The sequence below is a fragment of the Maricaulis alexandrii genome, from assembly GCF_005871165.1.
In the GTDB taxonomy this organism is placed as follows: domain Bacteria; phylum Pseudomonadota; class Alphaproteobacteria; order Caulobacterales; family Maricaulaceae; genus Maricaulis; species Maricaulis alexandrii.
Genome location: NZ_SWKP01000008.1, coordinates 145,286 through 156,343, shown reverse-complemented (window position 1 = coordinate 156,343; position 11,058 = coordinate 145,286). Strand labels below are relative to the sequence as shown.

The 11,058-nt window shown below is 60.8% G+C and carries 10 protein-coding genes; 9 read left to right on the top strand and 1 reads right to left on the bottom strand.

The window, feature by feature from the left end; translation table 11 throughout:
- Nucleotides 1-140: 140 nt before the first annotated feature.
- Nucleotides 141-653: a signal peptidase II gene (gene lspA / locus FCS99_RS11760; RefSeq protein WP_138512767.1), complete on the top strand. Its 513-nt coding sequence runs from the start codon at nt 141-143 to the stop codon at nt 651-653.
- A 19-nt stretch (nt 654-672) separates the two neighbouring features.
- Here the strand turns inward: lspA and FCS99_RS11755 are convergent, their stop codons facing one another.
- Nucleotides 673-1,119 carry a MerR family transcriptional regulator gene (locus FCS99_RS11755; protein ID WP_233352788.1) on the bottom strand — a complete coding sequence of 149 codons (447 nt, stop codon included), beginning with the start codon at nt 1,117-1,119 and terminating at the stop codon, nt 673-675.
- A 64-nt stretch (nt 1,120-1,183) separates the two neighbouring features.
- On the opposite strand from FCS99_RS11755, the gene FCS99_RS11750 reads away from it, so the two are divergent.
- The 8 genes from FCS99_RS11750 to cueR all read left to right on the top strand — a co-directional run bounded on the left by FCS99_RS11750 (nt 1,184) and on the right by cueR (nt 11,022).
- Nucleotides 1,184-1,822, top strand: a complete 639-nt coding sequence (locus FCS99_RS11750; RefSeq protein ID WP_138512765.1) for a cation transporter — start codon at nt 1,184-1,186, stop codon at nt 1,820-1,822.
- Nucleotides 1,823-2,377 (top strand): PEMT/PEM2 family methyltransferase, encoded by a 555-nt coding sequence (locus FCS99_RS11745; RefSeq protein ID WP_138512763.1) that lies wholly within the window; start codon nt 1,823-1,825, stop codon nt 2,375-2,377.
- A 508-nt stretch (nt 2,378-2,885) separates the two neighbouring features.
- Nucleotides 2,886-3,648, top strand: a protein-coding gene (locus FCS99_RS11740; RefSeq protein WP_138512761.1) for an IS5 family transposase whose coding sequence is annotated in 2 segments (ribosomal slippage) — nt 2,886-3,214 and nt 3,213-3,648 — 765 coding nt in all. Because the reading frame shifts where the segments join, the coding sequence is not laid out codon by codon here.
- 411 nt (nt 3,649-4,059) lie between these two features.
- Nucleotides 4,060-4,431, top strand: a complete 372-nt coding sequence (locus FCS99_RS11735) for a hypothetical protein (RefSeq protein WP_138512758.1) — start codon at nt 4,060-4,062, stop codon at nt 4,429-4,431.
- Between the two features lie 60 nt (nt 4,432-4,491).
- Nucleotides 4,492-5,742, top strand: a complete 1,251-nt coding sequence (locus FCS99_RS11730; RefSeq protein ID WP_171036356.1) for a TolC family protein — start codon at nt 4,492-4,494, stop codon at nt 5,740-5,742.
- Entirely contained in the window at nt 5,739-7,463 is a 1,725-nt protein-coding gene (locus FCS99_RS11725) for an efflux RND transporter periplasmic adaptor subunit (RefSeq protein ID WP_138512754.1), read from the top strand. Before FCS99_RS11730 ends, FCS99_RS11725 begins: the two co-directional genes overlap by 4 nt.
- Nucleotides 7,460-10,618, top strand: a complete 3,159-nt coding sequence (locus FCS99_RS11720; protein ID WP_138512752.1) for an efflux RND transporter permease subunit — start codon at nt 7,460-7,462, stop codon at nt 10,616-10,618. The genes FCS99_RS11725 and FCS99_RS11720 overlap by 4 nt, the downstream gene beginning before the upstream one ends.
- Nucleotides 10,615-11,022: a Cu(I)-responsive transcriptional regulator gene (gene cueR / locus FCS99_RS11715; RefSeq protein ID WP_138512750.1), complete on the top strand. Its 408-nt coding sequence runs from the start codon at nt 10,615-10,617 to the stop codon at nt 11,020-11,022. Before FCS99_RS11720 ends, cueR begins: the two co-directional genes overlap by 4 nt.
- The last annotated feature ends 36 nt before the right edge of the window (nt 11,023-11,058 follow it).

Below are 11,058 nucleotides of genomic sequence, written 5' to 3'. Positions count from 1 at the left end.
GATCTGGTGGGGCAACCCTTTGTTCTCGCACCCACCAGATCCGCCGGCTGCCCCGGGCGTCCTGTCCCCCCCTGCACAGTCGCTCGGGGCTGCTTGGTTCACTTGATTGAGTTTCACTCGACTAGAGGGACAAACTGAAGATGCCAATTATTCGACCCGCCTACATTCAGAGCAAGATGTTTGGCCTTCGCCGGATACGCTCAGTGTACTTAATTTTTTGGGTGTTCTTAGTCGCGTTCGATTTGATCGTGAAATCCCAAATCGAACGCCTGCTTGTTGATGTTGGCACGTCGGTGCCGCTGGTGCCCGGGTTTAACCTAACGCTCGGCCACAACAGGGGCGTTAGTTTTGGGGTATTGGATAGCGATCATTGGATTGCGCCCTATATTCTTTCGAGTGTGGCAGTCGTTCTTGTCGTAGCAGTTTTGATTTGGACCGCGGAGCAAAAGTCGAAACTTGTTAATGCCGCCGGTATTTTGTTTGCGTCAGGTGGGTTGGCCAATGCTATCGATCGGCTCGGCGACGGAGTTGTTACAGACTACCTTGATTTTGGATGGCAAGCGCTGCGCTGGCCCACCTTCAATCTGGCCGATGTCTTCATTTTCATAGGGGCGGCATTGTTAATTCTCGGATGGAAGCGGCTCAAAGTTTAAGGTGCCGGGGATACGTTGATCACTTTTTTCCTATCCGTGCCGGGCTGTGATCTGACAAGCATTTCGAATGATCGAACAGGCTGGTGACGATCTCGCAACTGCCAACTTTTCCGCCTGCACATCCCTCGATCATACGTTTGAGCTCATGCTCAAGAACGCGTAGCTGCTCGATGCGTTTTTGCGTCTCGACAAGATGATGACGAGCCAACTCGTCAGCCCTTGTGCAATCTGTACCAGGGTTCTCCTGCAGGTCGATCAAGTCACGTATCGCCTCGACGGTAAAACCAAGGTCGCGCGCATGCCGGATAAATCCAAGCAGATCCACTGACGCTTGATCGTAGACCCGGCGGCCGCTTTCTACCCGCCTTGGTTCCGGCATCAAACCAACGCTCTCGTAGTAGCGGATCGTCGTCACTTTGACGCCGGAGGTTTTTGCCGCTTTGCCGATACTGAATTCTTTTGTCATTTTCTTCTTGCTTCTATAGTCGCTGTAGAAACTAGACTCCATGTCAAAGGTAGGAGTCAAGAAAATGAGTTGTTGCTCAAACGACCAAAAATTCGACGGTACATCAGTTGCGTATCGTCGCGCCCTATGGGCCGTCATTCTCATCAATCTGGTGATGTTCGCCGTCGAGATCACAGCCGGGTTCGCCTCCGGCTCTCAAGCCCTTAAAGCCGACGCCCTCGACTTCGCCGGTGACACCATGACCTACACCATCAGCCTGCTGGTGATCGGTTCGAGCCTGGCGTTACGTGCTCGGGCCGCGCTCTTTAAAGGCGGCCTGCTAATCGTGATCGCGGTCTCGGTGCTCGGTATGACGCTGATGCGCGCCCTGTCCGGCGAACCGCCCGTCGCGGAAACCATGGGCATCGTTGGCTTCGCAGCACTCCTTGCTAACGCGGCCAGCGTCCTCATCCTCCTCAAATGGAGAGACGGTGATGCAAATGTGCGCTCGGTTTGGCTGTGCTCCCGCAATGACGCCATCGGCAATGTCGGCGTGATGATCGCCGGTGGGCTTGTAGCCCTAACCGGATCGGCTTGGCCCGATCTTGTTCTGGCCTTCGCATTGGCCGCGCTCTTCACACGCTCTGCATGGTTGATCTGCAGTCAGGCGCTTGCCGAGCTGCGTAGCCACAACCACCCCATCGCTGAAGCCGGAGACGCCTAAATGTCGCCCTTACTTACGATCGTCGTGGGGTATGTCCTCATCAACGCCGTGCTCGCCGTCCCGTTCACGCTGCAAGCCCGCGCAGATTTCCAGCGCCAAGGGAAATGGTCTCGACCAACGGCGGTCTTCTCGGGGGTCATCATGCATGGGCATTTCCTCGCAACGCTCGGGCTCGCGTGGCTAGACCGTGGTAGCTTGTTCGCACCGAACCTGATCTCGCTTGCATTGGGTGGCGCACTCTTTCTTGGCGGCGCGTTTGTCATCTTTCTCGGACGCTACGCCTATGGTTCGCAGGAGCGCGTTTATGGTCTCCTCGAAGATGAGCTGATCCAACACGGGATCTATCAACGTACCCGCAATCCTCAGTATGTGGGTTATGGAGCCATGTTCGTCGGCAGTGCGGTGGCCGCCGGATCAACATTCGCGCTTCTGTCGGCAATCTCGTTCTTGGTGATCATCCATGTGTTTATCACCTGGGTCGAAGAGCCGCACATGAAACGGACCTTTGGGGAGGCGTTTGAGCGATATGCTGGAACTGTGCGGAGATATTGGTAGTCCAACGCGAACCACTGGTTCGTGCCGCTGGATGCAGATTAACCCAGATAGGTTTGTCGACGGGGTAGGGCGTTTTCAGGCGAGTTAGTTCAGCGCTGTCTTTGACGACTTCAGCGACAGGACCAAAGCGCAATCGGGTTCGTCCGTTCGCTCGCACTGGCCCGTGATTTTTCTCAGAAGTGCAGCGAGCTGTTTCAGGGCCTCAAACTATTGATGGATGTGCGATTGGTAGCTTTATGTAGCCTTTGCGATTCGCTGGAACGAGTATGGCTGGCAATCTGGTAGTTCGAGAAGCTCTCATGCTTCTGCGTGTGCGCAGCGTGAGGCCCCATCAGATGACGATGGGTTTGAGTCGGCACGTCTGAATACGTCGTCTTTGCCAGAGCGTAATCCGTTCCGGTCTTTGAGCGTTTCGCCTTAGCTTAACCGCCTAGGTTCTGTACTCAATTTCGGGATTCACCCGAGGCGCGACGCATGATTCACTCTGGGCTTTGGTTTGGAGCGGATCATGGCTCGGTATGATTTGAGTGATGAGGAGTGGGCGATTGTCGCACCACTTCTTCCCAAGCCGGGGCGGGGCAAACATCGGGTTGATGATCGGCGGATCGTGAATGCGATCTTCTACGTGCTTCGCACCGGCGCGCCCTGGCGCGATCTGCCGGGTCGGTATGGGCCTTACACGACGGCCTATAACCGGTTCAACCGCTGGGCCAAGCGCGGTATATGGCTGAAAGTTTTCGAAGAATTGGCGCGTCTTTCGCCCCAGTCGCTGCAGCTGATCGATAGTTCCATCGTCCGCGCCCACCAACACGCCGCCGGTGGAAAAAAGGGGTCCGGATCACGCCATTGGCCGTTCTCGTGGCGGACTGAGCACCAAGATCCACGCCGTCGTCGATCAGGATGGCCTACCGGTGAGGCTGGCGATCTCGCCCGGCCAAGCGGCCGACAAGACGATCGCCCCCCTTCTGCTCGACGCCTTGCCGCCGGGCTGCGTCATTGCAGATCGTGGCTATGACAGCCTGGCCTTGGTCAACCGGGTCGCAGCGCGCGGAGGCGTTGCTCACTTCCCCACGCAGAGCCGCGTCCGTATCCAGCGCAGCGTGCCGCGAGACCTCTACCGCAAGCGCAATCTGGTCGAGCGCTTCTTCTGCAAACTCAAACACTTCCGCCGCATCGCAACGCGCTTCGAAAAACACGCTGCAAACTTCCTCGCCGCAATAGCACTCGCCTCAGCGAGAATCTGGATGCGAGCTATTGAGTCCAGAACCTAGCCGCTGTGGGTGATCCAGAAAGCTCTCGCCGCCCGGAAACGAGGAGGTTGATCAACAATCGACCGAAAATTCATATCAGCCGCTCCGGTTGGGCAGGGAATGCATGCCTCGCTTACGGTCAATGCAAAGCCTTTAGAAATTTGCCGCGGTCCAAGCCTCAGTTCGCAACCACTTCAATCTCGAGCGCCACCTCTATTCACGGCCTGACTTTGAGAATTCCCGCGCCACCGCGCTGGACGACAAGCGTCAAATCGCGGCCCGCACTAGGCCCAAGTTATGGAATTCGAGGTCAGCCCGTTTTTGTCGTTCAGCATCGTGTTAAGGCACGACCCTGTGACACTTTGCGTGAGGGAAATCCTCATCCGGATCGTATAGGGTGTCATGATTGGAACCATAAGGACGCTCCCGATTTTGACTTGGCGGCATGTCAGCCTGATCCTGTTTTTGCTCGGTGCGCTTGCGCTGGGCGGGACGGGCTATGCGCCTGATGCGCATGCCGATGTCATGCAGACGGCCGACATGACCGCGATGGCGGATCATGATTGCTGCCCCGACGGCACGGACATGGTGGAGTCTGACGGGGCGCACCATGCTCAACCCTGTGACGACATGGATGGATGTTCCGCAAATAAGTGCAGTCTGGCCTCCTCCTTTTCGACCCTGATCCCGAGTGGCCCGGCCTCTCGTCTGGCATCGGGCCTCGTCGAACGCACCGCTCGCCAGGTCATGCTGAGACCGGTTTCCAACACGCCTGACAATCTGGACCGTCCTCCACGCGCTTGACGAAGCCGAGCCTTGTTGATGGGCTCTTTTCACTTCGTTCTGCCCGCATCGGAGACCTCCATGTCCCTGCCTGCCCATGCCGTACTTGCGGCCGCGCTCCAGCTTTCGGCTGCAACCGCGCAACCTGTTTCTGAACTGCCCCCGCTCAGCCTGCCGGAGGCTGTCCTGATCGCCGGACAAGCCGAAGACCCGGCGATTGCCAGCTTGCAGTCTCGTGCGGGCGCGCTCGAGCATGCCGGCGAAGCGGCGTTGGCCCTGCCGGATCCGATGATGCGGGTCGGTCTCGCCAATCTTCCCTTGAGCGATCTTGATCCCAATCGTGAAGCCATGACGCAGTGGCAGGTCGGCGTGCGACAGGTCATTCCCAGCGGGGCGAGCCGTCATCTCCAGCGTGAGCGTCAAAGGGCTCAGGCCGAAGGCCTCCGCGCCCTGGGCGGGCTGGAAGAACGCATGATCACGCGGTCGGTACGACTGGCATGGCTGGAGGCTTACTACTGGGAGCGGGCCAGTGAGCTGACGCGGGCGCGGCGCGAGGAGATCCGGCAGCTCAGCGAAGTGGCGACAGCCCTGTTCGCCAGCGGGCGCGTCAATTCCCATGACGTGATCCGGGTGGATCTGGAGACCGCCTTGCTGGATGCGCGTCTGATCGAAATCGAGCGGCAGATCGGGACCGCCCGGGCTCAATTGGCGCGCCATGTCGGATCAGATGCGGCAGGGCGGGACATGCTGCCGCGCTTGCCGGTTCTGCCCGCGTTGCCAGATGCCGATGAGGCGGTGAATGCGCTTGCCAGGCACCCGTCCATCATCTCCCGAAATGCCCGGATCGAGGCCAGCGAGCGCGAGATTGACCTGGCGCTGGACGCCTATAATCCGACCTGGAGCGTCGATGCGGGCTATGGTGTGCGAGGTAGCCGGTCTGACGTCGCCAGTATTGGTGTAAGCGTGCAGATGCCGATCTTCAGCCAGCGCCGACAGGATGAAAGCGTTGCCGGTGCCCGGCAAATGCGCTCGGCGGAGGAGCTGGATCGCCAGGCACTCCTGCTCGATTTGCGCCGACAGCTCGATGAGGACTGGGTGCGGTTTGAGCGCCTGAACCAGACTGCCTCGGCTTACGAAACTGGCGTGCTGGAACGCGCACGCGAAACGGCGGCCGCCGTCCTCGCGGCCTATGAGAATGAGCAAGCGGATTTCGCCGAACTGGTCCGCTCGGAACTGGCCCTGCTTGATATCGAACTGACCCTGATCCGGACACGCGTTGATGCCTTGCAGGCGCACAGCCGGATCTTGTTCCTGACCGGAGATGTCCAATGACCCCGCGCACTCTCATTCTCGGAGCCGTCGCGCTGATCGCCGGTATTATCATCGGATCCCTTGGCATGCGCCTGATGGATGGCGGCTCGGCGCCCGCCTCGAATGAGCCCGAAATCCTCTACTGGGTGGCGCCGATGGACCCGAATTTCCGGCGCGATGAACCGGGCAAGTCGCCCATGGGGATGGATTTGATCCCCGTCTATGCCGGCGATGAACCTGCGGACAATTCCACCATCACCATTTCTTCCGCCGTGGAGAACAATATCGGCGTGCGCACCGCCCTGGTGACACGGGACCGGTTTGCCGAGGATCTCGACACGGTTGGCTATGTCCGTCCGGTCGATGACCTGACCTCCGTTGTGGATGTCCGGGCGCAGGGCTGGATCGAGGATCTGCGGGTCGCCGCTGTTGGCGATGTCGTGGAGGCCGGAGATTTGCTCTTCCGCATGTACTCACCGGAGATCGTGACAGCGCAAAGCGAGTTCCTGCAGGCGCTCAATGTCGCCCGGCCTGGCCTGATCTCGGCTGCCCGTTCACGCTTGCAGGCGCTGGGGGTAAACGAGGCCCAGATCGATGCAATCGCGCGCCGTGGCACCCCGCAGAGACTGGTCGACGTCTATGCACCACGAACCGGTGTCGTCCTGGAAATGAATGTCCGCGAGGGCGCCCATGCCCATCCGAGCATGGTGGTGATGACGATCGCCGATCTGCGCGAGGTCTGGGTTATCGCGGACCTGTTTGAAGACGAGGCTGCAACCATCGAGCTCGGGCAAAGCGTCCACATGCAGACCCGTGCCCAGCCGGGCCGGATGTGGCATGGGCGTGTGGAGTACCTCTATCCCACAGTGGACCCGCGCAGCCGCTCGATCCCTGTGCGCATGCGCTTCAGCAATGGCGACGGGGCCTTGCGCCCGGAAGCTTATGTGAATGTGCGGATCGAGGTGTCGCCGCGGGAGAATGTCCTTTCGGTTCCAGCCGAAGCCGTGATCCGCACCGGTCGATCGGAGCGGGTGGTTCTGGCTCTGGGTGACGGTCGGTACCGCTTGGCCCAGGTGAGAAGCGGAGCCGAAGCGGGGGGGCGGTCCGAAATCCTGTCCGGTCTTTCAGATGGCGAACGCGTGGTCGTGTCCAGCCAGTTCCTGATCGACTCCGAAGCGAGTCTTCAGGGCGTAGCCCTGCGCATGGCCGGTGCCGAGGAGCCCGCTGCGCCGCCGGAGACGGTCCAAGGGACCGGCACAGTCGACGGTGTCATGGCGTCCCACGGGATGATCGATCTCACCCATGATCCCATCCCCGCGCTCGATTGGCCGGTGATGAGCATGTCCTTCTTCACGCTGGAGGGTGTTTCACTGGAGGGTCTGTCGGAAGGGGATGCCGTGAACTTCACCTTGCGGCAGAACGATGACGGCCAATGGCGCATTGCCTCGATCTCAGGACCGGACGCGTCTCAAGACGGATCCGCCGAGGCTGAGGTCGAGGGGCATGGCCGTGTGGTCACGCTGATGGGCGATATCGGCATGGTCGAGATCGACCATGAGCGGATCGAAGCGATCGATATGCCCGCCATGAGCATGGTCTACGAGCTGACCGAGGGCGTCACGCTCGACGGGCTCGCCGAAGGCGACCATGTCCGCTTCACGATTGATGAGGCCGGACCCGGTCAATGGCAGCTCACCGGCATTTCTGTGATGTCCATGGGTGATGCGGGAGGCGAGGAATGATCAGCGCGATCATACGCTGGTCGATCGGCAATCGTCTGATCGTCCTGATTCTGGCGACCCTGCTGGCCGGGAGCGGGTTGTACTCGCTCGTCCGCACGCCGATGGACGCCATTCCCGATCTGTCCGATGTGCAGGTCATCATCAAGACGACCTATCCCGGCCAGGCCCCGCAGGTCGTTGAGGACCAGGTCACCTATCCGTTGACCACGGCCATGCTGGCCGTGCCGGGCGCCGTTACCGTCCGAGGCTATTCCTTCTTCAATGACAGCTATGTCTATGTGATTTTCGAAGACGGGACGGACCTCTACTGGGCCCGCTCCCGGGTGCTGGAATACCTGTCTCAGGTCGCCCCGACCTTGCCGGACGCCGCCCGCCCCGCCTTGGGGCCTGACGCGACCGGTGTGGGCTGGATCTACCAATACGCCCTCGTCGACCGGACCGGGCAACATGACCTCGCCGAATTGCGCTCCATCCAGGACTGGTTCCTCAAATACGAGCTCCAGACCATTGAGGGTGTGTCCGAGGTTGCCACGATCGGCGGCATGGTGCGCCAGTATCAGGTGATCGCCGATCCGGACCGGTTGCGGGCCCAGGGCATCCCTCTCTCTGCGGTTCGAACCGCGATCGAACGCGGCAATCAGGAGAGCGGCGGCCGGGTCATCGAGATGGCGGAGGCCGAATACATGGTCCGGGCCTCGGGCTATATCGAGGGCGTCGAGGATCTTGAGGCGATCCCGGTCTCTGTCACGGAAACCGGCACGCCCATCCTGTTGTCCGATGTCGCCGACATCACGATCGGGCCGGAATTGCGTCGCGGCATTGGCGAGCTCAATGGCGAGGGCGAGGCCGTCGGCGGCGTGGTTGTCATGCGCTATGGCGAGAATGCCCGGGCGACCATCCAGCGCGTCGAGGACCGGCTGGAAGAACTCAGTGCGTCACTGCCAGACGGCGTGGAGATCGTGACGACCTATAACCGTGCCAGCCTGATTGAACGAGCGGTGTCCTCGCTGCAGGAAAAACTGGTGGAGGAGTTCCTGGTGGTCGCGCTGATCTGCGCGCTCTTCCTCTTCCACTTCCGCTCTTCCCTGGTGATCGTGCTCAGCCTGCCGCTTGGCATTCTCACCGCGATCATCGTGATGAACGCGCAGGGCATCAACGCCAACATCATGTCGCTGGGCGGGATCGCCATTGCCATTGGTGCCATGGTGGATGCCGCGATCGTCATGATCGAGAACATGCACAAGCATGCCGAACGCGAGCCGATCACGCGGGAAAACCGCTGGGAGATTGTCTCCAAGGCTTCGGTCGAAGTCGGGCCGGCGCTCTTCTTTTCACTCCTGATCGTCACATTCAGCTTTGTGCCGATCTTTGCCCTGGAGGCGCAGGAAGGCCGCCTGTTCCATCCGCTGGCCTTCACCAAGACCTATGCGATGGCCGCGGCGGCCGGTCTGGCGATCACACTGGTTCCCGTTCTGATGGGCTATCTGGTGCGCGGCCGCATCACGCCGGAGCACAAGAATCCGGTCAACCGCCTGCTGATTGCCGGCTACCGGCCTTTCATCGGTCTGGCGATCCGCCGTCCGGTCACGGTTCTCCTGACAGCCGGTCTGGTGCTGGCGAGCGCGGCGATACCGCTCTCGCGCATGGGCAGCGAATTCATGCCGGACCTGGATGAGGGCGATATTCTCTACATGCCGAGCGCCTTTCCCGGCGTGTCGGCGGGCAAGGTCACCGAGCTGTTGCAGCAAACCAACCGGCTGATCATGACGGTCCCGGAAGTCCTCACGGTTCACGGCAAGGCTGGAAGAGCCGAAACCGCGACCGACCCCGCGCCCCTGACCATGATCGAGACGACGATCCAGTTGCGTCCGCGGGAGGAGTGGCGGCCGGGCGTCACGATCGACGATATCCGGGCTGAACTGGACGCGGTCGTGGATGTGCCCAGCCTCACCAATGCCTGGATCATGCCGATCCGGGGTCGGATCGACATGCTGGCCACCGGGATCAAGACCCCGGTCGGGATCAAGATCGCCGGTCCGGATCTGGATGTGATTGCGGAAATCGGGGAGGAGGTCGAAGCCATCATCGAAACCCTCGAAGGTACAGCCTCGGTCTATGCCGAACGTGTGACCGGCGGGCGATTCGTCGATATCGATGTGAACCGGCTGGAAGCGGCCCGCTTCGGTCTCAATGTGGCTGACGTGCATGATGTGGTCCGCACAGCCATCGGCGGCATGTCGGTCAGCGAAAGCGTCGAAGGCCGCGAACGCTATCCCATCAATCTTCGCTACCCGCGCGACTACCGCAATTCGGTGGACTCGCTCCGGGACCTGCCGGTGATCACGCCGACCGGGGCGGAGATTCCGCTGGGCCGGGTCGCCGATATCTCCATCGCCGATGGTCCCGGTGTGATCCGCAGCGAGAATGCCCGCACCAATGGCTGGGTCTATGTCGATATCAACGGTGTCGACATCGGCAGCTATGTCGAGGAAGCTCAACAGGCGCTGGCGGAGTATGTGGACCTGCCGCCAGGCTATTCGATCAGCTGGTCCGGCCAGTTCGAATACATGGAGCGGGCCAAGGCCAAGCTGGCTGTGGTCGTTCCGGTCACCCTGGTGATCATCCTGCTGTTGCTGTTCTTGAACTTCCGCAGGCTGACCCCGGTTCTGATGATCATGGGCACCCTGCCTCTGGCGCTCGTGGGCGGCGTCTGGCTGCTCGACCTGCTCGGGTATAATCTTTCGGTCGCCGTCGGTGTGGGCTTCATCGCCCTGGCCGGCGTGGCCGTGGAGATCGGGGTCTTGATGATCGTCTATCTGGAACAGGCGCTCACCCGGCATCAGGCGCTGGCCGATGAGGCCGGCCGGCCGCTGAACCGGTCCGATCTGGACGAAGCGGTGATCGAAGGAGCCCTGTTGCGCGTGCGTCCCATCATGATGACCGTGATCGCGACCATCGCCGGCCTGCTGCCGATCATGTTTGGCGACGGGACCGGTTCGGAAGTGATGCGGCGGATCGCGGCGCCGATGGTGGGAGGCATGACCAGTGCGACCATCCTCACACTTCTGGTGATCCCTGCGGCCTTCCTGATCTGGAAACGGACGGGACTTGGCCGGATCCGTCAGGCCCTGCCGGAGGAAGGAGCCGCGTCATGAATGTGAAGGACGCTGCCTGGGCGACCGGTTTGCCCTCGAAAACCTTGCGATACTACGAGGATGTGGGGCTGGTCGCCCCGGCCCGGGCGGCCAATGGATACCGTGTCTATCAAGACAGCGATCTCCACAAGCTCGCCTTTGTCGGTCGAGCGCGAAGCCTCGGCTTTTCGCTCGACGATTGCCGGGCGCTGCTGTCCTTGTACGAAGACCGGTCCAGGGCGAGTGCCGACGTGAAAGCCCTGGCGCAGGACCATGTTGCCCAGATTGATCGGAAACTGGCCGAAATGACGGCCATCAAGTCAGAGCTGCAACGCCTCGTTTCGGCCTGCCATGGCGATGATCGGCCGGACTGTCCCATCGTTGAAGGGCTCGCCGGCGAGAAAAAAATGAAACCGGCCGCTTGACCTTCCAGTGACTGGAAGCCTCACAACCGGGACATC